At 43.3% G+C, this 24021-nt stretch carries 19 protein-coding genes; 15 read left to right on the top strand and 4 right to left on the bottom strand.

The genetic code is table 11. The features are described 5' to 3' along the window. The first annotated feature begins 15 nt into the window (after positions 1 to 15). The 6 genes from truA (at position 16) to purF (ending at position 5955) form a co-directional block, all read left to right on the top strand. Positions 16 to 810 (top strand): tRNA pseudouridine(38-40) synthase TruA, encoded by a 795-nt coding sequence (gene truA, locus NB463_RS00450; RefSeq protein WP_047010110.1) that lies wholly within the window; start codon positions 16 to 18, stop codon positions 808 to 810. 197 nt (positions 811 to 1007) lie between these two features. Continuing rightward, the gene (gene accD, locus NB463_RS00445; RefSeq protein WP_005397203.1) at positions 1008 to 1934 is read left to right on the top strand and encodes an acetyl-CoA carboxylase, carboxyltransferase subunit beta; all 927 of its coding nucleotides are present in this window, start codon (positions 1008 to 1010) and stop codon (positions 1932 to 1934) included. Between the two features lie 46 nt (positions 1935 to 1980). Continuing rightward, entirely contained in the window at positions 1981 to 3243 is a 1263-nt protein-coding gene (gene folC, locus NB463_RS00440) for a bifunctional tetrahydrofolate synthase/dihydrofolate synthase (protein WP_047010111.1), read from the top strand. A 14-nt stretch (positions 3244 to 3257) separates the two neighbouring features. Then, entirely contained in the window at positions 3258 to 3851 is a 594-nt protein-coding gene (locus tag NB463_RS00435) for an SPOR domain-containing protein (RefSeq protein WP_047010112.1), read from the top strand. 61 nt (positions 3852 to 3912) lie between these two features. After that, complete coding sequence (locus tag NB463_RS00430) at positions 3913 to 4404, top strand: CvpA family protein (protein WP_005380590.1); 492 nt, start codon at positions 3913 to 3915, stop codon at positions 4402 to 4404. A 36-nt stretch (positions 4405 to 4440) separates the two neighbouring features. Further along, the gene (gene purF, locus NB463_RS00425) at positions 4441 to 5955 is read left to right on the top strand and encodes an amidophosphoribosyltransferase (protein WP_005397209.1); all 1515 of its coding nucleotides are present in this window, start codon (positions 4441 to 4443) and stop codon (positions 5953 to 5955) included. Positions 5956 to 6022: 67 nt separating this feature from the next. Here the strand turns inward: purF and NB463_RS00420 are convergent, their stop codons facing one another. Further along, positions 6023 to 6898: a LysR family transcriptional regulator gene (locus tag NB463_RS00420; protein WP_005397211.1), complete on the bottom strand. Its 876-nt coding sequence runs from the start codon at positions 6896 to 6898 to the stop codon at positions 6023 to 6025. Positions 6899 to 7186: 288 nt separating this feature from the next. Here NB463_RS00420 and NB463_RS00415 point away from each other — a divergent pair, with 288 nt between their 5' ends. The 7 genes from NB463_RS00415 to recR all read left to right on the top strand — a co-directional run bounded on the left by NB463_RS00415 (position 7187) and on the right by recR (position 12934). Further along, complete coding sequence (locus NB463_RS00415) at positions 7187 to 8293, top strand: response regulator (RefSeq protein ID WP_005397213.1); 1107 nt, start codon at positions 7187 to 7189, stop codon at positions 8291 to 8293. Positions 8294 to 8518: 225 nt separating this feature from the next. After that, positions 8519 to 8650 (top strand): hypothetical protein, encoded by a 132-nt coding sequence (locus tag NB463_RS00410; RefSeq protein ID WP_005380608.1) that lies wholly within the window; start codon positions 8519 to 8521, stop codon positions 8648 to 8650. Positions 8651 to 8683: 33 nt separating this feature from the next. Continuing rightward, positions 8684 to 9070 (top strand): YbaN family protein, encoded by a 387-nt coding sequence (locus NB463_RS00405; RefSeq protein WP_371131105.1) that lies wholly within the window; start codon positions 8684 to 8686, stop codon positions 9068 to 9070. A gap of 162 nt (positions 9071 to 9232) precedes the next feature. Then, positions 9233 to 9778: an adenine phosphoribosyltransferase gene (apt, locus tag NB463_RS00400; protein ID WP_150919184.1), complete on the top strand. Its 546-nt coding sequence runs from the start codon at positions 9233 to 9235 to the stop codon at positions 9776 to 9778. An 8-nt stretch (positions 9779 to 9786) separates the two neighbouring features. Next, complete coding sequence (gene dnaX / locus NB463_RS00395) at positions 9787 to 11892, top strand: DNA polymerase III subunit gamma/tau (RefSeq protein ID WP_258431077.1); 2106 nt, start codon at positions 9787 to 9789, stop codon at positions 11890 to 11892. A gap of 82 nt (positions 11893 to 11974) precedes the next feature. Next, positions 11975 to 12304, top strand: a complete 330-nt coding sequence (locus NB463_RS00390; RefSeq protein WP_005380618.1) for a YbaB/EbfC family nucleoid-associated protein — start codon at positions 11975 to 11977, stop codon at positions 12302 to 12304. A 30-nt stretch (positions 12305 to 12334) separates the two neighbouring features. After that, positions 12335 to 12934 carry a recombination mediator RecR gene (recR, locus tag NB463_RS00385; protein ID WP_031780610.1) on the top strand — a complete coding sequence of 200 codons (600 nt, stop codon included), beginning with the start codon at positions 12335 to 12337 and terminating at the stop codon, positions 12932 to 12934. 52 nt (positions 12935 to 12986) lie between these two features. On the opposite strand, the gene NB463_RS00380 is transcribed toward recR, so the two are convergent. Next, positions 12987 to 13349: a hypothetical protein gene (locus NB463_RS00380; RefSeq protein WP_041852910.1), complete on the bottom strand. Its 363-nt coding sequence runs from the start codon at positions 13347 to 13349 to the stop codon at positions 12987 to 12989. Between the two features lie 488 nt (positions 13350 to 13837). Between NB463_RS00380 and NB463_RS00375 the strand changes: the two genes are divergently transcribed. Continuing rightward, a complete protein-coding gene (locus NB463_RS00375; protein WP_258515956.1) occupies positions 13838 to 21097 on the top strand; it encodes an RHS repeat-associated core domain-containing protein in 7260 nt (2419 codons plus the stop codon). A 58-nt stretch (positions 21098 to 21155) separates the two neighbouring features. Here the strand turns inward: NB463_RS00375 and aqpZ are convergent, their stop codons facing one another. Continuing rightward, positions 21156 to 21854 carry an aquaporin Z gene (aqpZ, locus tag NB463_RS00370; protein ID WP_048625836.1) on the bottom strand — a complete coding sequence of 233 codons (699 nt, stop codon included), beginning with the start codon at positions 21852 to 21854 and terminating at the stop codon, positions 21156 to 21158. A gap of 206 nt (positions 21855 to 22060) precedes the next feature. Then, a complete protein-coding gene (locus NB463_RS00365) occupies positions 22061 to 23320 on the bottom strand; it encodes an amino acid permease (protein WP_258430693.1) in 1260 nt (419 codons plus the stop codon). A 317-nt stretch (positions 23321 to 23637) separates the two neighbouring features. On the opposite strand from NB463_RS00365, the gene NB463_RS00360 reads away from it, so the two are divergent. Beyond that, positions 23638 to 24018 (top strand): RidA family protein, encoded by a 381-nt coding sequence (locus NB463_RS00360; RefSeq protein ID WP_005397224.1) that lies wholly within the window; start codon positions 23638 to 23640, stop codon positions 24016 to 24018. Positions 24019 to 24021 lie beyond the last annotated feature (3 nt).

The raw sequence follows: 24021 nt of genomic DNA, 5'->3' as shown, positions 1-24021 counted from the left end.
AGTTCGAAGGTTAAGATGAGAATCGCATTAGGTATCGAGTACAACGGTACAAACTACTTTGGTTGGCAGCGCCAAAGAGAAGTGAAAAGTGTCCAAGAAGAGCTAGAGAAAGCATTGTCCGTTGTTGCTAATCACCCAGTTGAAGTGCAGTGTGCTGGTCGGACAGACGCTGGCGTGCATGGCACAGGACAAGTTGTGCACTTTGATACCAACGTTACTCGAAAAATGGTAGCTTGGACTATGGGCGCAAACGCGAACATGCCGAGTGATATAGCGGTTCGTTGGGCTAAGGAAGTCCCAGATGATTTCCATGCACGATTCTCAGCGACAGCGCGCCGTTATCGTTACATTATTTTCAATCATGCTTTACGACCTGGTATCTTAAACTCTGGTGTGAGCCACTATCATGGTGAGCTCGACGAGAAAAAAATGCATGAGGCAGGGCAGTATCTGCTTGGTGAAAATGATTTTACGTCGTTTCGTGCGGCGCATTGTCAGTCTCGTAGCCCATTTCGAAACTTGATGCATCTGAACGTTACGCGCCATGGGAACTATGTGGTTATTGATATTAAAGCCAATGCGTTCGTGCATCATATGGTTCGTAACATCACGGGTAGCTTGATAAAGGTTGGACGTGGTGAAGAGAGCCCTGAATGGATCAAATGGTTGCTAGAGGCTAAAGATCGCAAACTAGCGGGTGCGACAGCGAAAGCGGAAGGTCTGTACCTGGTAGATGTAGACTATCCAGAAGAATTTGGGTTACCTGAAGTGCCGATCGGTCCACTGTTTTTGCCAGATAATTTGAACTAATTTTACAAACTTATTTCAAAATATCGGTAGTGTTTACATTGAATGTGAGCGGAAAACATACGCTATTTATGATATCAAAAATAGGTACAACCAGTTTTTTATCTACAGTAGCTGCAAGATATGGTTTAATCCGTCGGTATTATGTCGAATTTATATCTTTCGCAATGAAGCGGAAGAGTTGAGAGAAAAGGTCTTCCATGAGTTGGCTTGAAAAGATTTTAGAGAAAAGCAACCTAGTAAGTTCACGCAAAGCTTCTATCCCAGAAGGTGTGTGGACTAAATGTACCTCTTGTGAACAGGTTTTATACCATGCTGAACTAGAGCGTAACCTAGAAGTTTGTCCAAAGTGTAACCATCACATGCGCATGAAAGCGCGTCGTCGTTTGGAAACGTTTTTAGATGAAGGCAATCGAGTTGAATTAGGTACCGAACTTGAGCCACAGGATAAACTGAAATTTAAAGATTCTAAGCGATACAAAGAGCGTATCTCTGCAGCACAAAAAAACAGCGGAGAGAAAGATGCGCTAGTTGTGATGCAAGGTGAACTGCTTGGTCTACCCCTTGTGGCGTGTGCGTTTGAATTCTCCTTTATGGGCGGTTCAATGGGTTCAGTTGTTGGTGCTCGCTTCGTAAAAGCGGTGGATGCAGCAATTGAAAACAATTGTGCACTTGTTTGTTTCTCAGCAAGTGGTGGCGCTCGTATGCAAGAGGCATTGATGTCTCTTATGCAAATGGCAAAAACCAGTGCTGCGCTTGAGCGTCTATCAGAAAAAGGTCTGCCGTTTATTTCGGTTCTCACTGACCCTACAATGGGTGGTGTATCAGCAAGTTTGGCTATGTTGGGTGATATCAACATCGGTGAACCTAAGGCGCTGATTGGCTTTGCTGGTCGTCGTGTTATCGAGCAAACAGTGCGTGAAGATCTTCCTGAAGGTTTCCAGCGTAGTGAGTTCCTGCTTGATCACGGTGCGATTGATATGATCGTTGACCGTCGTGAAATGCGTCAGCGTGTGGGTGGTCTAATCGCTAAGATGACTAACCACAAGTCTCCTTTGGTGGTTTCGGTTAACGAATCTCCAAATGAAGAGCCATATTCTGTACCAGAAGCGGACGAAAAAGGGTAAAGTATCAACTAACATAAAAACCAAAGAATTTAATGGTTAAAGTTAGATGACCCAAAACCCAATTCCTCAAGCCACATCTTCATTAGAGATGTGGCTTGATTATTTAGCAAATATTCATTCCTCAGCAATTGATCTAGGCTTAGACCGTGTCCAAGCGGTAGCAAACAAAGCCAATCTTACCAAACCAGCTCCAACCGTAATCACCGTTGCCGGCACCAATGGCAAAGGTTCAACGTGTGCGTTAATGGAAGCCATTTTACTCGATGCTGGCTATTCCGTCGGTGTTTACAGCTCTCCGCACCTGATTCGTTACAACGAGCGTGTACGTATTAATGGCGTCGACGTTGTAGATGCAAAGCACTGTGAAGCATTCGACTATGTAGAAAAGCAGCGTGGTGATATCAGCCTTAGCCTCTTTGAATTCGGTACGCTTGCTGCGCTACGTATTTTCCAAGTAGAGAAAGTTGACGTTGTCTTACTTGAAGTAGGACTTGGCGGCCGTCTAGACGCCACCAACGTTGTTGACCATGATGTTTCTGTTATTACGAGCTTAGCTATCGATCATGTGGATTGGCTTGGTGATGACATCAATGTCATTGGTTTTGAAAAAGCAGGCATTTACCGTCCAGGGAAGCCAGCAATTTGTGGTCAACCAACGCCACCGGCGACCGTGGCGGCTCATGCTGACGATATTGACTCTGAGTTCTTCCAAGTGGGTATTCAGTATGATTACCAACTGACTAATAATGGTTGGAAGTGGAGCAGTGGTGCATTTGCGTTAGAGGATTTACCTGTCCCATCGTTACCGCTACAAAATGCGGCAACAGCATTGATGGCGTTAGGAGCATCGGAATTGCAAATCACTGACATAAACATTGTCAATGGCTTGAATAATGCTCGCCTGGCAGGGCGTATGCAGGTACTGCATCACGAACCTGAAATAGTCCTTGATGTCGCTCATAACCCGCACTCTGCTGAGTATTTGGTAGAGAGAGTGAAGCAACAATATCTGGGTAAGAATATCCATATTGTGGTTGCAATGCTGCATGACAAAGACATTAAAGCAACCATTGAAGCGCTAACTCCAATTGCAACACAATGGTATCCAGCGTCGCTAACCGGACCGAGAGCGGCGACTGCTGGAGAGTTGTGCCAATACTTACCTGATGGGCAAGTTCATTTTGAAAACCCTGTTGACGCCTTTGAGAATGCAAGAAGCCACGCAAAGCAAGAAGACGTCATTCTGGTGGTTGGTTCATTCCATACTGTCGGAGAGGTATTGGAACATTGGCAATCAAAGAATAAATAAGCAAAGGTATTTTGATGGCAAGTAAATTCCAAAGTCGTTTAGTCGGCACCATCATTCTAGTCGCAGTCGGAGTGATTGTTCTTCCCGATGTGCTAGATGGTAAGAAACTGCACTACAAAGAAGAATTTGCCAGTATTCCTATCAAACCTGAACTTGATAGTGATGTGGAAAACTTCGAAATATTAGAGCCAGTGGAAGACGACATAGCGTTACCGGACTCTCCAGTTGAAGCGGTGGTGCAGGAGCAAGAGGGCGCCCAAGTGGCTGCTTCTGAGCCTGACCCAACGCCGACGCCTAAATCAGAGGTCATCAAACAGCCAGAGCAAGTTGAGGTGGCCACTCGTCCTGTGCAAGAAAAAAATCAATATGAAGATTCTGCTTGGATCATTCAGTTGATGGCGCTTAAGAATCACGAAAATGCGGTCGCGCTTGTCGCTGATTTGCAAAAGCGTGGCTATCAAGCTCATACAAAGAAAGAAAACGAGTTTACGAGAGTGATTGTTGGTCCTGATGTGTCAAAAAGTAAACTTGAACGACAAGTCAAGGAATTACAAAAAATTACAGGCTCAAAAGGTCAATTGCTTAAATTTAAGCCATTAAATCCATAAGAAAACGTTTGCGTCGGCATTTTTTCTGTTAAAATGCGCGCCAACTTAAGATGAAGAAAACATGAATTGGATAGATTTTATCATTTTAGGTGTGATCGGATTTTCAGCTCTGATCAGTTTAGTTCGCGGTTTTGCTAAAGAAGCTTTGTCTTTGGTGATTTGGTTTGGAGCGTTTTTTATCTCCAGCAACTACTACGCCAAATTGGCGGTGTACTTCACCAACATCGAAGATGACATGTTTCGTAACGGAGCGGCGATTGCGGCTTTATTTGTCGCGACCTTGGTAGTTGGTGCAGTGGTGAATTATGTCATTGGTCAACTGGTACAAAAAACAGGGCTATCAGGTACGGACCGAATTCTTGGGATTGTATTTGGTGGTCTACGCGGAGTCTTAATTGTTTCTGCGGTGCTGTTTTTTATGGATGCGTTTACTGCATTCCCAAGCTCGGATTGGTGGAAAGATTCACAGTTGATCCCTGAGTTCAGCCGTATCATCGCCCCATTCTTCGAGCATTTACAAGCAACATCAAGTTTTCTGTCTGGCACTATCTAGTAGTGCCAGCTACTGTCGCAAATCGAGGATTAGGACATGTGTGGTATTGTTGGAATCGTGGGCACAACGCCTGTAAACCAGTCTATTTATGACGCGTTAACGGTGTTACAGCATCGTGGCCAAGATGCCGCTGGTATTTGTACCATAGAAAGCAATCGTTTTCGTCTGCGCAAGGCGAACGGTTTAGTCAAGGATGTATTTGAAGCAAGACATATGCAGCGCCTGCAAGGCGAGGTCGGAATTGGTCATGTTCGTTACCCAACAGCAGGCAGTTCAAGCGCTTCAGAAGCTCAACCTTTCTACGTAAACTCTCCTTTCGGTATTACACTTGCCCACAATGGCAACTTGACCAACGCTAACGAAGTTCGTCAAAAGCTGTTTGAAAAAGATCGCCGTCATATCAATACCACTTCAGACTCCGAAGTATTACTAAATGTACTGGCGCACGAAATTGACTCAGTAAAAGGAAATGTCACGACAGAAGACGTATTCCGTGCAGTCACCAATGTGCATCGCACAATTCGTGGTGCTTACGCTGTGACTGCCATGATTATCGGTCATGGTATGATTGCATTTCGTGACCCACACGGTATTCGCCCTCTATGTTTAGGTAAGCGTGAAGTTAATGGCAGAGCGGAGTACATGGTTGCGTCTGAATCGGTAGCATTGGATGCCGTCGGTTTTGATTTTGTTCGTGATGTTGCACCTGGTGAGGCTATCTACGCAACGTTTGACGGTGAACTGTACACGAAGCAGTGTGCAGACAATCCTAAGCTGAACCCTTGTATTTTCGAGTTCGTGTATTTTGCTCGTCCAGACTCGTTCATCGATAAAATTTCGGTATACAGTGCTCGCGTTGAAATGGGTAAAAAGTTAGGCGAACGTATTCGTGAAGACTACGCAAATCTTGATATTGATGTCGTTATTCCTATCCCTGAAACGTCTTGTGATATCGCACTTCAAATCGCTCAAGCGATCGATATCCCTTACCGCCAAGGCTTCGTGAAAAACCGTTACGTGGGACGTACGTTTATCATGCCTGGTCAGCAACAACGTAAGAAATCTGTACGTCGCAAGTTGAATGCAATTCGTTCGGAGTTCAAAGATAAGAATGTGTTGCTGGTGGATGACTCTATCGTTCGTGGTACTACGTCAGAACAAATCATCGAAATGGCACGTGATTCTGGTGCGAAGAAAGTGTACATGGTATCAGCAGCACCAGAAGTTCGATTCCCGAACGTGTACGGTATTGATATGCCAAGTGCTACCGAGCTTATTGCTCATGGCCGAGACAACGATACAATTTGTAAGCAGATTGGTGCTGATGCATTGATTTATCAACGTCTAGAAGATTTGGTTGAGGCTGTCGGCCTTGGAAACCAAGATATTACTCAGTTCGATACATCCGTGTTTAACGGCGAATACGTAACGGGTGATATTGACCAACAATACCTAGACTTCTTAGATGGTCTTCGTAACGATGATGCGAAAACACAACTTGAAATCCAACAGGATTTAGCAAACCTAGAGCTGCATAACGAAGGCGCATAATAGGCGTTTTCTTGAGGCGTAAAAAAAACCAGAGCTCCGGCTCTGGTTTTTTGTATTCGCTATCGAATTAGTGAATGTTGTAAGCGATCACAAAGTCGATAAAGAGACGAACTTTCTCTGGCAGGTGATCTTTGTGGTTGTAAAGCATATAAATGTCGCGCGGGTTTGCACTCCAATCTGGCAGTATGCGTACCAAATCGCCGCTTTCGATGTATTCTTTGATCATGACATCTGGCATTAGCGTGATGCCTAAACCTTCGGAACAAGCACTGCGTACTACATTTAGTGCATTCGCCTGAAAGCGACCACGATCAACGTTTACTACAGACTCGCCTTTGCTATTAATTAAGGTCCACTTGATAAGAGGGTAGCCTTTTAGCAATGAATGGTTAGAGAGCTCTTCTGCGTGGTTTGGTGCCGGATTCGAGGCAAGGTAGTCAGGACTTGCGACAAGAATATCCTTCACTTCGCCAATCTTGCGTGCGATCAGGCTAGAATCACGTTGGGGCCCCACTCGAAAAATGACATCCCATTCAGTAGGGTCAAGCTTGTCTGCATTATTTTCTGTCGTTAGTTCGATATTGATGTCCGGATACTGCTTCATAAAGCTGTTGAACATCGGCATCATCATGCGCTTAGTTAAGTTATAAGGCGCCGATATCTTAATCTTGCCTGATGCTCCTCGGCAGTCGTCAGTGATTTCCTCTGCTGCCGTGGTTAGCCTTTGTAGCAAAGGGGAGCACTCATGGTAAAAACGTTCCCCGGCTTCTGTAAGCGAGAGTTTGCGAGCGTGACGGTTCAATAGTCGAAGATTGACAGAGTCTTCTAGCGCTTGAATGCGTCGGGTGATGGTCGCAACCGGGATCATGGTTTTTCGCGAAGTTGCGGTGTAGCTCCCATTTTCGACAACCAGTCGAAACAGGTTTAAGTCATCTAATTTCATATTTCCAGACACATTAAATTACCGATTACGGCTAATTTATAATTAACTTTGTGATCAAAGCTTGCTTTAAGTCAACATGTTGCATCATTTGAACACAGCAACCCTGTTTGAGTAAATACTGTTATACCCCGTAATATTTGTATAAACGCCGTTTTCAAGCTACGTTTTATAACAAGGCGGAACGGCCTCAAGTCTTGCTGCGCAACGTTTCGCCGGATGTAAACACAACAAAAATAATGACTTAATAATAAATCTGTTTTTTGACTTAGCTTTGTGAGGTGTAAAGGTATGTTTAAGACTCACAGTCAAACGGCAATGGTCTCGGCACAGGAAGTGGTTAATCAAAAACTAATTATGTTGGTGGATGATGATCCAATATTTCGTAAAGTAACCAATGCTTATTTAGAAAGTCAGGGTTTTAAAGTAGTAGAAGCTGAAAACGGCCTAGAGGCGCTTCAACAACTCAGGGAATGCCAACCCGATCTTATCTTGTGTGATTTATCGATGCCGGTATTAGATGGCATTGAATTCGTCGAAGAAGTCAGTCTTGAATATCCATACTTGCCGCTTATCGTGGTATCCGGCACGGATGAAATGTCCGATGTCGCGAAAGCGTTGCGATTTGGTATTAAAGATTTTCTTCCTAAACCGATAGGTAATTATGAGCACCTATCTCAGGCGATAGACAATACGCTCGAAGATACCGATAGCCATTTCTCCGAACAGCGAGACTTTTCAAGTCAGTGGTTCCGAGTCGATGACGGTGGCGAAATCCCAGATGAGCAAGAGCTTCACTGGCATCTAGAGTATTTGCAGCAGAACCCGAGTGCTGCAAGAGATTTACTGCATGCTCTATTGCCAGAGAAAGATGCTTCTCAAGGTGATTGGCGCTGCTCATACCGTTTATTGCAATCGACGGACGTTATGCCACTGGTGTTCGATTATCGTTGGTTAATGAATGGGCAATTTGCGTTCTATCTCGTTGACTCTGCTTCCCAGAGTAATGATGGTGTCGCGACGACATTGCTTGTTAGGGCTTTGTTTGACGATTACCTGCGTAATTTGAAGAGTTTCAGTGCTGATCTGAAGGATATGGTAGGGATCATTGAAAAAGGAATCGAGTGTTCAGAGTGCGCTGGTGCGGTTAATGCTGTATTTGGTGTCGCCGATCTGGCTTCGTCCTCCGTTTCTATCCTGCCTGCGGGTTTAGATAGCCATTGGTCTGACGGAAATACTAATCAACATATCGCGGCAGGTAACTGTTTAGGGGCAGGAAGTATGAAAAACTTCATAACCCGAGATTTACCGCTAGGTGTTGCTGGTCAGTTATCCATCGGTTGTTTAGGCTCTTCAAGTTTTAGCTTAAATATTGCCCGGAAATCACGACTGGTATAATTCTGACTTCATAACACAATAAGCAGCGTCTTGGCGCTGCTTATTGTCTTTTTAGAACCACAAAAAAACAACAAATGCTCGAACAATAACCTTACTTTTTGCTGGTGTTTAGATTTGGCTGTTTAAGGTATAGTCAACGCCTAAAACAATAATGACCCATTTGTGCAACGATAATTTAACGCTGTGCCTTGGGAGAAGCAAAGTCAACTAGTGAGAAGATACATCATGGCAGACAAAGATTTTAAAGAGCCTTATAATATTTTTTACTTTTTAGGTTTCATTGCAGTACTTTTAATTCCAACATTACCTGCAACGCTAACCTGGCTTCGTGTAATGAATGGTTACGCAGGCTTTTAATCTAGCTATTTTGTACCGGAGTTCACCATTCGTATTAAGCGTTACTTTTTCAATACCGTTGGTGGACTCTGTATTGTGCTCGGCATTGCCGGCATAGCCCTTCCGCTTTTACCCACCACTCCTTTCATTCTACTTGCTAGTGCATGTTTTATGCGTGGTAGCCCCGCATTTCATCATTGGCTACATAACCACAAAACGTTTGGACCGATTCTCGATAATTGGCATAAGCACCGGGCTGTTACTTCAAAAGTAAAACAGCGTGGCGCCATTTTTATTGCACTTAGTTTCATGGTTTCAATCGTTGTTGTTCCCCTTGTTTGGGTGAAAATTGGTCTTTTAGTGATGCTAATCGTTTTACTCGGCTGGTTTATGCGTCTGCCTGTGATTGAGTTGGTTGCTGACAGAGAAGAAAATCACTAAGATTGTAGAGAATAGTGTGCCCGCTCTTCGAGTGGGCGTTTGTATTTTCAGCGCCTGTGACTGTTACGAAAATAAGCACATAGTGGTGAAAACCTATTGTTCGTTGCCCTCGTGATACTGCGATTAGAGAGGGCGATGAGCCAATCTAAGTAAATCGGTATTATGACTACAGAAACAATTTCACTGATCAAATCTAGCATCAAAAGCATCCAAGACTACCCAAAGCCAGGCATTCTATTTCGTGATGTGACGAGCCTTCTTGAAGACGCAAAAGCATACCAAGCGACGATCAACCTTCTTGTTGAACGTTACAAAGATATGGGCTTTACCAAGGTTGTGGGTACGGAAGCTCGTGGCTTTTTATTTGGTGCGCCTTTAGCGCTTGAGCTAGGTGTTGGTTTTGTACCAGTGCGTAAACCAGGCAAGCTACCACGTCCTACTGTTGCTCAATCTTATGAGCTTGAATACGGCGTGGATACACTGGAAGTCCATACAGATGCCATCGTTGAAGGCGACAAAGTACTGGTTGTCGACGATTTATTGGCAACGGGCGGTACTATTGAAGCGACGACTAAGCTGATTCGCCAACTGGGCGGTGAAGTTGAGCACGCTGCGTTCGTTATCAACCTACCAGAAATCGGTGGTGATAAACGTTTAGAAGCACTAGGTCTAAACGTATACAGCATTTGCGATTTTGAAGGACATTAATACATTCAATGAGTTATTTAGCTTTAGCGCGAAAATGGCGTCCTAATCAGTTTGACCAAGTTGTCGGACAAAAACATGTCCTGACGGCGTTGGAAAACGCACTGGCGCAAAACCGTTTACACCATGCTTATCTGTTCAGCGGGACTCGTGGTGTGGGTAAAACGAGTATCGGTAGGTTGTTTGCCAAAGGCTTGAACTGCGAAACCGGTATTACCGCGACACCTTGTGGTAAGTGCGATACTTGTCGTGAAATTGATGAAGGTCGCTTTGTCGATCTTCTTGAAATCGACGCGGCATCACGTACTAAAGTTGAAGACACTCGCGAACTGTTAGACAACGTTCAATACAAACCTGCTCGTGGACGTTTTAAAGTGTACCTCATCGATGAGGTGCACATGCTATCGCGTCACTCTTTCAATGCGTTGTTGAAAACCCTGGAAGAGCCGCCAGAGTATGTGAAGTTCTTACTCGCGACAACCGATCCACAAAAGCTGCCAGTTACTATATTGTCGCGTTGTCTACAGTTCCATCTCAAACCGATCAGCGTTGATGATATTCATCAGCAACTTGACTACATTTTGGGTCAAGAGCAAGTATCGGCAGAACCAAAAGCACTGGGTATGATTTCACATGCTGCAGATGGCAGTATGCGTGATGCTCTCAGCTTGACCGATCAAGCAATTGCGTTAGGTAACGGTGCGGTGCAAACCGATATTGTCAGCCACATGTTGGGGACGATTGATACCGACCAAGCGATTCACTTACTGGAGTCAATCAGCAGCAAGCAACCTCAACAAGCCATGGATAAAATCCAGCAATTAGCAGCAAATGGTGTTGAGTGGGATGGTTTGTTGCAGCAAGTCGCAACACAGCTTCATCGAATTGCGATGTATCAAGCGCTGCCAGCGTCGCTAGACCGAGCGCAGCCAGATGCAGAAAAAATAGAGTTGTTGAGTAAAGCACTAAGTCCGCAAGACGTTCAGCTTTACTACCAAATTGCATTGAAAGGTCGTGAAGATTTGACTCTCTCGCCAAATGGGCGAGTCGGTCTGGAAATGATTGTGCTGCGTATGATGGCGTTCCGCCCATCAAATAACAGTGGGGCAAATGTTGTTTCTAGTAACTGCGAACCAGCTTCAGCCCCAGCTCAAAGTGCCAGTCAGCCAAAGACTGCACCAGCTCAGACAGTAGCTGCTCCTCGAACTCAGCAGCCGAGTCCAGCGCAAAGCACACCACAAGTGGCGCCTCAACCTTCATCCAATTCACAACCTGAGTATCACGCGAGTGGATATGAGACGGTTCCGCCACAGTATGATATGGCGCCGCCGATGAGCGAAAACCCAGCGCCGCAGCATGAAACGCCACCTCAACAAGTGCAAGAGAGCGTTTCAACACCGGCGCGCGGTGGTCTAAGCGGTTTACGTCACCAATTACGTTCTCAGCGTCAAGGCCTACAACAGAGCACTCCTCAAAATGGTGGCTCAAAAAAGCCTAAAGCGGCATCTGCACAACCAGAATCGGTTATCGACCGAGTAGCGCAATTGCATGGCAATTCCGCGCAGGTGTCGCCAAACTCAGCTCCGAAGTCGACGGAGCCGCAAGTTGAGGAAGCGTATCGCTGGCGTCCAAGTAAGCCTGTTGAGACAAAAGTGAATACAAAACTGACACCTACGCAGCTCAAGCAGGCACTTGAGCATGAGAAAACGCCTGAAATGGCACAAAAGCTCATCGATGAATCGTTAGAACATAATGAATGGGCGAAGCTAATCAGCTTAATGGAGATCCCTAAGCTGGTAGAGCAACTTGCGCTAAACTCTCATTATAGTAAGGAAGGAACAACCGTTTCGTTGCTATTGAGAAGCAGCCAAGCTCATTTGAATACAGATAGAGCTCAAGCCGAATTGCTTAAAGCACTTAATACCGTGTTAGGTGAAGAGTGCCACATGAGCATCGAAATAGGGGAGAGTGGAGAAACACCACTTGAACTTAGAGATAGGCTCTATCAAGAGAAATTACAGCAAGCGCTGAACAGTTTAGAAAACGATCCAAATGTTCAATTTATTGAACGTCGTTTTGCTGCAGAGCTTGATAAAGATAGTGTGCGCCCTATCTAATAATCGAATGGAATGGGGTTGAAAACCTAAGGTTATAACCCCATTAATTGATGCAACACCTCATTAAACCAGAGAGATAAACATGTTTGGTAAAGGCGGTATGGGCAACCTAATGAAGCAAGCCCAGCAAATGCAAGATCGCATGCAAAAGCTTCAAGAAGAAATCGCGAATATGGAAGTAACTGGCGAGTCTGGTGCTGGCCTAGTAAAAGTTACTATCACTGGTAGTCACAGCGTACGTCGTGTTGACATCGATGAAAGTTTGATGGAAGACGACAAAGAAATGCTTGAAGATTTGATCGCTGCGGCGTTTAACGATGCGGCCCGTCGTGTTGAAGAAACTCAAAAAGAGAAAATGGCTTCTGTAACTGGCGGTATGCAACTACCACCAGGTATGAAAATGCCATTCTAATCTGCTGATATTTAATTAAGCGGACTTTTAATGCGTACCAGTCATATGCTGGAGCAATTGATGGAGGCCTTACGTTGTCTACCTGGGGTTGGCCCCAAGTCGGCGCAGCGTATGGCCTTTCATTTGTTACAGCGCGATAGAAAAGGCGGTTTGCAACTTGCAGATGCGCTTAGCCAGGCAATGACAGAAATCGGTCATTGTACTGAGTGTCGAACCTTCACCGAAGAAGAAGTCTGTCATATTTGTACTAACCCAAAACGCCAAGAAAATGGTCAAATTTGTGTGGTAGAAAGCCCGGCAGACATTGCTGCAGTCGAAGCAACGGGCCAGTATTCTGGTCGATACTTTGTTCTTATGGGACATTTGTCACCACTAGACGGTATTGGTCCAAGTGATATTGGACTGGATGTGCTGGATTACCGCTTACGTCGCGGTGATATAGCCGAAGTGATTTTGGCAACAAACCCGACGGTTGAAGGCGAAGCCACTGCACATTACATCGCAGAGCTATGTAAAGAACACCAAGTTGATGCCAGCCGCATCGCGCATGGTGTGCCTGTCGGTGGAGAACTTGAGCTTGTTGATGGCACGACGTTGTCACACTCGCTGTTAGGTCGACACAGAATTTAATAAAAAGCCGCTGAATTCAGCGGCTTTTTTGATTTTGGGAGTTTGGGGTAAGTTAGTTGCTTAGTATTTCTACACCATGAACGTTCAGTCCCAAAACATTATGACAACTTTTATCAATAAGAAGCATAACCTTTTTGTTTTGAGCTTGAGCAGTTGCTACAGCTGAGAATAAGTCCATAGAGGTCGGTTGGCTATCTGGTAGATAAGTAAACTTCTTCTCGCTATTCGACACTTCACAGGGAGTCTCTGGTGTTTCATTAACATGAACTGACATCTTGTGTCCACCATCCCAGTAACGAGCTACCTTATCAATCGTGAATGGTCCATACCACTTCTGCCCTGAGCCAGCATTAGTTTCAGCAAGTGAGCTAAACGATAATAGAATAGTGAGTATGCCAATTAGTTTTTTTTTCATCTTTCTAGCCATGTTGATATTAGATTTTAGCTATAATATTCATTGAATATTATTAATAAACTTAAATATTAAGATATTAATTTGTTTGTGATGTCTATCACGCATTTTTGTTTTTGATATATGAAGTTTGGTTTTTTTTATTATATTGCCTGGTTTTGTCAATTTAGTGTCATATACATGCCTGTTAAAACCAAGTTATCCTTGTGTGCATTTTTGTTGGTCATAATTATTGCGACTGTTGGCTACGTTTTTAGGCTCAACTTCTCATATAAGAATAATGATGAAAATCTAAAGGAAAATAAGAAGATGGATACTTTGAATGTAACTAGTTTTTCAAAGTATGATAACTCTATAAAAATGCTGAGAACTGAATTGTTAAAGAGTCGGATTTTGGAAGGTGATTCAGAAGAACAGTCCGAAAATATAAATAAAAGAATTACTAATTTAGAAAATCAAATATCAGAACTATCTAATTGAAAGGCAGTTAAATGAAAAATTGGCTAGGTGTAATCTTTGCGGGGTTGTCTATTCCTGCAATAGCACAAACGATCGGTACTTTGCCCGGAGAGCTATCGATCGACAAGGGTGTCGCATATTATCAAATACCGATAACACTACCAGCAGGGAAAGGGGGTATAGCTCCTAATCTAGCGCTAAGCTACTCAAGCTCTGGGCCCGTAAGGTCTGAACTAGGGGGCGGCTTCTCGTTTAGCGGCCTGTCTGCCATAAAAAGGTGTGGTGACCATCAAGCGATTGAAGGGCAAGTAAGCTCAGTGACTTATAGTTTAACTGATAATTTTTGCTTAAATGGCACGCGTTTAATTGGTGAAAAAGGTGTAACTGGCAAAGATGGCTCTGAATACCGTTTACATGTAGATAACCAGTCAAAAATTATTCTGAATGGTGATTCAAATGCAGCATCAAGTTACTTCATTAAGCATGATAAAAGCGGTGCTGTTGAAGAATATCATTATAATAACCTTTCGAAGAGTTGGTTGTTGAGCTCCTATAAAAGCAACCCAAGTTCAGAGAGTATCTATTATAACTATGATAATTTAGGCCAGATATCATCGATACATTACGATTCTTTCAGTGTTGTCTTTAATTATCTTCCTATCAATAGTGGTGTTCCTACAAAACATTATAAGATAGACGGAAATGTCCATAGGTATGAATCAAAGCTGACAAGAATTGATATAAGTATAAACAATAAAATAAAAAATTATTACCGACTAGGTTATAAGGAGGTAATCGAAGGTCTTGGTGCCTCCTTTATTGATAGTATTACATATTGCGATGCGAAGGATGATTGTTTACCTGCCACTCAATTTGATTGGAAGGAACATAAAAGCCCAATGAAAGGCCAGATATTCTTTGATGAGAAAATCGCTAATATTGACTTAGGTCACTGGGGGAAAAACACTATCCCTAGTGATTGGGGAAATGCTAATAGAAGTTGGTGGGTTGATATTGATGGGAATAGCGTAGGTGACTTCTGTAAGACTGATGCCCATGGATTTACTTGCCACATGGATGTGTCTCAATCTAGTGTCGCTCGCACCTACAATATAAGTCAGTGGGGAGACGCTCATAGCCATTGGTGGTTAGATATAAATGGTGATAGTAAAACAGAGTTTTGTCGTATAGATGATGGCAAATTACTTTGTGATGCTTTTCATTCAAATAATACAACGACACAACTTTCTTGGATTGTGTTGAACTCCGGGATGAAGGACTTCCGTTGGTGGAGGGACATGGATGGTAATGGCGTACCAGAGTACTGTCGTCGTATAGGTGATGAACTTTTATGCAGTGAACCCAAAGAAGATGGCGAGTGGTCTGATTCAGTACACGTTCGTGGCATAGAATGGGGGCCAATTAAAGACACTTATTGGACCGATATAAATGGCGATGGTGGTAGTGAACTTTGTTCTGTCGAAGGGCAAACGATTAAGTGCACGTCTTTTTCGGGTAAATATCTAGTTCAAAAAAATATTAGTTTTCCAATTAGTTCTGTAGGTCAGCAAGATTCCCGTTGGTGGGTGGATGTGAATGGCGATAATGCCATCGACTTTTGTCGCATGACGGATAACGATGCTAGCAAAACAGTTAATCTAACTTGTTCTCTTGGCTCTCTTGGCTCTCTTGGTTCGTTGCATAAATTCGAAGACGATATAGAGTTTGTTAAAAGTGATGATTGGACAGGGGAGCTCGGGAGCGTAGATAAACGTTGGTGGCTCGATTTGGATCAGGATGGTGTTATAGATTTCTGCCGTGGCGTCGGTAACAAGGTCCAATGTGTCAACGCTTATAAGTACCAATATGAATTTGATGTTGATAATTGGGGGACTGGTTTTAACTCATTCCTTGATTTGAACCAAGATGGTAAGTTTGAGCTCTGTAAGAAGAGATCTAACCGTCTAGAATGTCAAACCACTGCTCAGAGCAACCATTCTCCATTATTGCTTGAAAAAGTGACAAATGGTCTAGGACATATTTCTTCAGTATGGTTTGGCCCATACGGTAATCACACGCCTTCTGACTCTTTTAAGTCTGATGATTCTGGTCTTTTTAACTTACCAGGCTCTTTCCCTGTAGCTTATCGTCTTGAGACCGACAACGGACATGGAAAAAATAACTACTTATTCCAATATGGTCCTGCAAAGCGCTCTAAAGATGGTCTAAAACACAATGGTTTCGAATGGATTCGACAGCGAAGCTTTGTTAATGAAAAAAACACTCTCAACCAAGAGTTTCAATTTAATACAGAATTTCCTTACTCAGGCACATTGAAAAAGCAAACCGACTATTTTGCGAATGGACAAAAGTGGTTAAATGGTTGCGGTGATTGTAGATCGGATGACTTTTGGAACTTTAGAGAGCTTAGTAAAAGTTCCAAATCTGAATTTGAATTTAAGACGCTAAAAAAAGAGTTCAGTGCTACGCAAATCGTTAAAAGTTCCCAACAGCTGTCTTCTGCAGCAGATAAGCATTTAAAGGGTTATAAGCTTATCGAATACAAAGATCAAAAATACGCAGCAAGCGCTGACAAATTTGTTCCTGTTGGCGGTTCAACACTGATGCCAATCATGATTCCTGCCACAGAGTTTTCTTTGGTTGAGGAGCGAACAACGGTACTAGAAGATCAAATACCAGTGTGGTTCATGACGCCAGTATCGGATGATTTGAATCGCGAGCTATCTGCATTATCTGGTCAAGCTCGATTCGTGAAGGCGATCACAGCTACAGAATACGATGAAATCGTCGAATGGGTTGAAACTCCAACAGTCGGTAACACCTTTGCATTTTATACCTCAGAACGAAAGGACTACCAATACTCTGAAAGTGGTGAACTTCTTAGTACAGTTACCGTAGAGCAGAGTGATGTCGATACATTTCTGAATGTTGGTAAAATTACAACGACAACAACCGGACTTAATCCGGTCACCGGTTATAGTGACACGTTTGTTGAAATTACCCAAAACGCGTATGTAAATAAGGTAGATTCTTGGTTAATCGGGTTGCTCGATTCGACTAAAACAACTTACATTCACAGCGATGGTAGCAGGATCTCTCAAGAGGCTACTTTCAAATATGACAATGAAACCGGTTTGTTGCGTGAGCACACGACGCTACCAAATACGCCATATTCCATGGTTACCATCAAAGAGCGAGATGAAAACGGTATTGTTACTAAAGAAAGCGTTACTGCGACTAACGGGGGGAGATTAGAAACTCGCTCTACTTCCTTTAAACATTCCTACGTAGGGAATAGTGTTGTAACCGAGGTGACAAACCCTGCTGGACACGTCTCGTCTCAAACTGTTGATCTATTGTCAGGGCTAATTGTAAAAGTTGATGAAAATGGTCTTTCTACTTCGACAAAACTCGATGGTTTTGGTAGAGAAGCCGAGGTGTCTGTTGTAAACACTTCTGTAAAATCTGAGATCAGTCGCTTTCCTGCGGGAGACAGTCGTTGCTTATTCAATGTTAACAATGCGAGTTACTGTGTTATCAATCAATCGAAAAACTCAGGCAAGAAGATCAGCTTTTTTGACTTTTTAGAAAGAGAAGTGAGAAGAGCCTCTTTATCGGTAAACGGTAAGTGGGTTTTCGTTGATTCTGGCTATGATGCATTTGGCAATTTAGTCTCTGCTTCAAAACCTTATTACCAAGGTGATATTCCTCAGTATATTGTCACTCAGTACGACAAATTAGGAAGAGTCATTTCGATAAAAGAACCTGGTCCTGCAGGTAAAGAAGACAGCTGGATTTCTTATTCTTACGGTCCTTTCACAGTAACCAAAACGGACGCCAAAGGTCGAGTTTCTAAAACTTTTACCAACGTATTAGGTTGGGAGATTGAGAAACAGGAGCCGAATGGTGGCAAAGTTATCTACGACTTCTATGCCAATGGAATGTTGAAATCTGCTATTGCGTCAGAAGGAGAAACAGTTCGTACCGAGTACAATATTCAAGGCAATAAATCTTTAGTAGATGATCCAGATCTAGGTTTGTGGACTTATGAATATGACGGTTTTGGTCAACTCGTTAATCAAACTGATGCTAAAGGTCAAAGTACTCATTTTGCTTACGACAACTTAGGTCGCAAAGTCGCTGAGAAAGTAGAATCCAAAGTTAAGCAAAGTGAGAAAGAAGTAACACACATCACCACAAAGGCATGGTTTTACGACAAAGTGGATGGACGCGTCTGGTTAGGAGGGCTACTAAAAGCAACTGTAGATGGAGAACTGGTTAAGAACTACTTCTACAACGGTCTGGGTTTACTGAGACGCGAAGAGACGATTACTCCAGAGCACACATTCGCACGAGATTTAGAGTATGACTCTAACGGGCAACTAATTCGAGAACATAGACCTAACAAGTTTACTCTAAACTACACCCGAGATGCTTTAACGGGTATTAATACGGAAGTCTGGGGAGATATTTCTCAAGCTCAAGTTAATTACACTGCAGCTGAATATCGCAACGTGATTGAGCCTCTAATCAATGAAGCCCTAAATAAAGCGAAAGATTATTTAGTTAAAGTAAAAGATTTACAAGAGCAGCAATTCTTCTACAAGCGACGCAAGGAAGAGTATCAGAAGCTTAAAGATCAGCTTATCTCATTTGACGGAGTGGCTGAAAATGAGGCATTTGCGCGCCAAATGAGGGCGGAGCTACATACTAGACCATTGCATATGTACACAAATGAATATGGCGAGCGTTATTTCAAAGTTTCCCCAAGGACAGTGGTGGTCTCTGGAAATGGTTTGATACCTGTAGTTCAGCAACCTAACTTCCATCTTAAGATTGAAGGTAACTTATTAAGAGAGGTAAGCCTTGATGAATGGGCTGCTTTTGAAGCAGGGTTGATCAATCAAAACCAAACTGCGTACTACGGCAACTATTCTGATGGCGGAAGTATAAGTTTAGCGACATTTGATTTGGAAAGGGACGATCCGCTATATGATCAAAGAATGCGTCAAATGTTTGATGAACTCAATTCACTCTCAAAAGAAGTAGATAGGCTTGAATATGTGCAAGATACAACGGAATTACGTGTAAATAGCTATCTTTTAGCTGCAGAACAACTAGTAAAATTAGTTAAGCAAGTCAAGCTTGTTTCACAGAAGTACAATAACCTAGCTGTGGAATCTGAAAATGAGTCAGATGCACTACGTTCCCTCAAAGATGATAACCCAGCTGCTGGACGGATTTCGTACTGGAAGCTCAACGATATGGACGCCGAAGGTCGAATTACATCAGAGGTTTTAGGAAATGGCTTAGTTAATAGTTTCGATTATCATGAGAGTAATGGTCAACTACTCAATATATACACTAGGCAAGGTTCCAAGCTGCTGCGTGGCGTTCATTACACCTACGACAGAATGGATAATGTGCAGAGTCGCCGAGATCTTGTTAATGATATACAAGAAAATTTCTACTACGACGATCAAGACCGACTAACAGACTACCATTTGTCTGGTATTGGTGCAGCACATGCTGAGAATCCGTTATTTAACAAAAAGTATTCCATGTCTTATGCTGCGAATGGCAATATCAAATATAAGTCTGACGTTGGTCATTATATCTACGCAGATCCGTTACACAAGCATGCGGTAACTCAAGCTGGGGATAATACATATCGCTACGATGAAAACGGAAATATGCTATCTGGCGGAGGGAGAACAATTGAGTGGACAGGCTTCAACAAGCCTTCACGTATTCAGCAAGAACAAGGCTGGGTTGACTTTAAATATGATGAGTCGAATCAGCGAGTCAGCAAGCGTAGTAGCGATGGAAGCAGAACTTGGTACCTCGGTAAGTCCTACGAGTTAAAAGAGCTAGCATCCGGGGACATTCAACAAACTCAGTACATTTATGCTGGGAATGGTCTGGTCGCTATAAATGTGAACTCATTGAAGACTGATGGACAAGGAAGCTATGCATCTGTAGATCGCCAAATTCGTTATAGCCATACAGATGCGCTTAAATCGGTTGATATGGTAAGTGATATGTGGGGGAATATTGTTGACCGTAAGCTATATGACCCTTGGGGCAAAGAGAGAGCGTTTACTTGGAAAGTTGACAATGTGTTGTTGCCTCAACCTGTATTGTTGAATCGTGCATTTACAGGGCATGAGATGCTTAATGAAGTTGACTTAATCCATATGAACGGTCGTTTATATGATGCAACATTAGCACGATTTATCAGCGCTGACGTTTACATACAAGCTCCTGATAATAGTCAATCATTCAATCGATACAGTTACGTTCTCAATAATCCTCTTAAATACAACGATCCTTCTGGCCATTTCTTTAAGAGAATTAAAAAAGAACTTAAACGTCAATGGAACGACGTACGAGAGTTCACCTCTCGTTACTCGAGAGAAATCGTCGGTATCGTTGTGGGGATCGTCGTCACTGTCGCCAGTGGTGGTACGTACAGTGTGTTGCTAGCCGATGCTGGTGCAAGTTTCTTCTCTGCAGGATCTCTTACTAATGCCATTGCTGCCGGTGCACTTGGTGGCGCCACTGGTGGGGCTGTAACCGGTGGGATCATTAGTGAAAGCTGGAACGGAGTTGGCAAAGGGGCTGCGATTGGTGCAATTACAGGCGCTATCGGAGGTTACAATAGCTTTAAGCCAACGAGAGGATTTGCACATGCAGCCACGAAAGTAAGTGTCGCAGCTGCTGGTGGTTGTGCTACAGGTGAGATCGCGGGTGGTTCATGTGAAAAAGGTGCAAAATTTGCCGCATTATCACAAGTTGTTGTGCTTAGCTTTGAGTACATGAAAAATGTTACAGATCGCTATAAGATTAGGTCTTGTGAAGTTGCTAACTCAGGCTCAGTCTGTAAGAACAATGTTGATGGTGAGCTATTGACTGACGGTACTCGTGGTAGCAAGCCTATGTGGAACGAGAAACCGACGCAAACTTTGTTCACGGAAGGAGGTATGGCGCGAGAGGCTTCTGGCGCACATCTTTACAATGAGAATGGGCTCATAGGACGTTTCGTTAACAAAGTATCTAAAGTTCATGATTACTTTAACTCTGATGTTTCGAGATTGTTTGGCTTCCATGGATATGACCAGATAACTGGATTTTGGTTAGAAGGAGGGACAATGTATAACCACTTGTTTCAAGCTTATAGTTTCTCTGGGATGCTGCCTGCTGCAATATATACAGGTGGTGCACTAGTCGCACCATATCCTATTTATCCTTATTCGCAGTTAGGGGATTAGGTAAAAGACAAAAGCCGCTGAATTCAGCGGCTTTTTTGATCTTGTGAGTTGGGAACGATTAATCGTTCGATTCTTTACCAAGAAGATTTTTGTAGATAACTGCACCAAGTACACCACCCAAAATAGGCGCAACCCAGAACAGCCATAATTGAGAAACTGCCCAGTCACCAACATACATTGCGACTGCTGTACTACGAGCCGGGTTTACTGAGGTATTTGTGACAGGAATGCTTATCAGGTGAATAAGAGTCAGACACAAACCAATCGCAATAGGTGCAAAACCTTGAGGTGCACGTTTATCTGTCGCCCCCATGATTACGATAAGGAACATCATCGTCATTATAACTTCAGAAACTAGCGCAGCGAGCATGGAGTACTGACCCGGCGAGTGTTCACCATAACCATTGGCGGCAAAACCAGAACCCACAACATCGAATCCAGCTTGTCCTGTCGCGATGACATAAAGAATGCCACCAGCGATCAGCCCGCCGAGCACTTGTGCGATGATGTAAGGCGCAACGTCTTTTGTCTCAAAACGACCGCCAGCCCAAAGACCAACCGTCACTGCCGGGTTCAAGTGACAACCTGAAATATGACCGATTGCAAATGCCATGGTTAAAACGGTTAAACCAAAGGCCAGAGCAACGCCCAGCAGACCAATACCCACGTCTGGGAAACCTGCAGCCAACACTGCGCTACCGCAGCCGCCCAATACTAGCCAGAACGTACCAAAAGCCTCTGCCAAATACTTGTTCATGTTATTTCCTAATTTCTGCTTAAATGACCCGCTGAACATAGTCGAGAATTGTCAATAAAGTGTGAGGGTGATCGCGCAAAAACTGCAAATAGGACGGTATGTGGCAAGAGTTCTCAAGGATGAGATAAAAGTAGGGAGAAGGGAGGTTGAATCTTAAAGTTGCCTTGGCCATCACTACCTGAGTAACAGCCAAGGCAAAGTAGGTTTTAGCTAAATGCGACGAAAGGTGATACGCACAGCAAAATACCAGTCGCAATAATCAAGTAAAGCGACGCGCCTTTGTATTTGTGTAAAGAAGGCACTTGATAGACAAGGTAAGCTGGAATCAAACAGCCAATCAAACCAAAGATAGGGCTACATACTGATGTGAAGCTCAGAACTGGTAGATTCAATACAATTGCACCCCACGCCATGAGAATCGCAAAGAGAATGATTCCTTTGGTGACCAAGTCTTTATTGATCTTCTCTTCAGGCATGACCTTTTTTAGAGCCAGCATCGCTAGACCTTGGCAAGAATCGCGGAAACCCAAGTACACGCCAAAAAACGCAGTCATTACTGAGAAAATATTCAGCATCAAACTCATTAGTTTTAGCGTCGTGCCGTCCATGCCTTGCGCAACCATCGCAAGAGCAGAGATGTTCTCTTCTGCTGCTTTAACCGCTTGTTCATGTGACATCGCAAGCGTAAAGGAAATCGCGTAGAAGAAGACGGTCACAAACAAGATACCGAAAGCAATTTTCATTGCGCGCATGGCTTTAAAGCGAGCAACCTCAATCGATTTTTCTTTTGATCGGTACGAGATCACCATTGGGCTCAAGCTTTGAATGAAGAGAATAGACGTTAGAGTAAACGGCAGTAGCTCAATTGCATCTTTCAAACCAGCGCCTGTTTCTGGAATTGCACCGACATTCGCTACATCCCATTTTTCGATCATCATGACGCCAAGTAATGCAACGGTACAAAGTTTAATCAGTACAAGACCAGTACTGACCTTAAACAAAATCTTTTCACCACGAGATGCAATAGCGACCAGCGCGCACACCAAAGCCAGACCATATAGCGGGTTTTCAGACAATAAGCCTTCCGTGATGCCAAAGCTATGTAAGAAAGATGCCGAGTCATTGTTGATGGCTGTTGAGTAAACAAAGACCCAAATCACCAACATGATGAAGTAGAGCACACCTAATAACGCCCCCCATTTTTTACCAAGGTAACCAGAAATGACGCCAGCGTAATCTTGGCACTTTGGTGAACTTGAGAGAGTGTTGATGAAAAGGCGTTGGAACAAGTACATCGCTGGGTAGCCGATCACGGCAGAGGCCAAGAATACCCAAAGGCCCAATACGCCTACTTTTACTGGTAAAAAGACAATACCGGCACCGATTGCCATGCCGATACTCATGATCACCCATCCCCAGTCTGTGCTATCAAACTTGGTCGCGGCTTTCCACTCGTCTAGGGCCATGCCTGCTTTTACGTGCGGTGGCTCTTTACCGATAGGTAAGGTTTGTGTAGGTGCTGTCACGCTCATTTTATTGTTTCTCTTGTTAGTATGAATTTTTCTCAAATTTAATTGAGAAAACATATATCACCAATTTTTTTGTGGAAAATTCAGATAAATTTGAGATCTTGGCGAGGAAGTTCAAATAAATTGGAGTTTTTAACGAGTTTTGTGATCTGATCTAGTTGTTTTATTCATATTTAATTGAAAAAATAACGCTAATACGGGAGTTAAATTAGAAAATTATTAATAAAAAATAAAATTTATGTGAGGATTTAAAAATGAAAAAATTGATTTCATCTGAACACGCGCCTGCTGCTATCGGACCTTATTCACATGGCACTAGCTATGGCGATTTGATTTTTACTTCTGGCCAATTACCCGTTGATAAGGCAACAGGAAAAGTAGTTGAAGGCGGCATCAGTGCACAAAGTCATCAATCTCTTACTAACTTGAAGCACGTTTTAGAGGCTGGTGGTGGCAGTATCGATACTGTTTTAAAAACAACGTGTTACCTATCGAATATTAATGACTTTGCCGAGTTTAACAAGGTCTACGCAGAGTTTTTCCAACAAGATTGTCCGGCACGCAGTTGCTTCGCAGTGAAAGATTTGCCTCTTGGCGTGTTAATTGAAGTCGAAGCGATTGCTCATAAAAAGTAATAC

Source organism: Vibrio sp. RM-41-2B, from assembly GCF_024744415.1.
Classification (GTDB): Bacteria; Pseudomonadota; Gammaproteobacteria; order Enterobacterales; family Vibrionaceae; genus Vibrio; species Vibrio diabolicus.
Note: the sequence above shows the minus strand (reverse complement) of the source record. Positions and strands in the feature narration are given on the sequence as shown.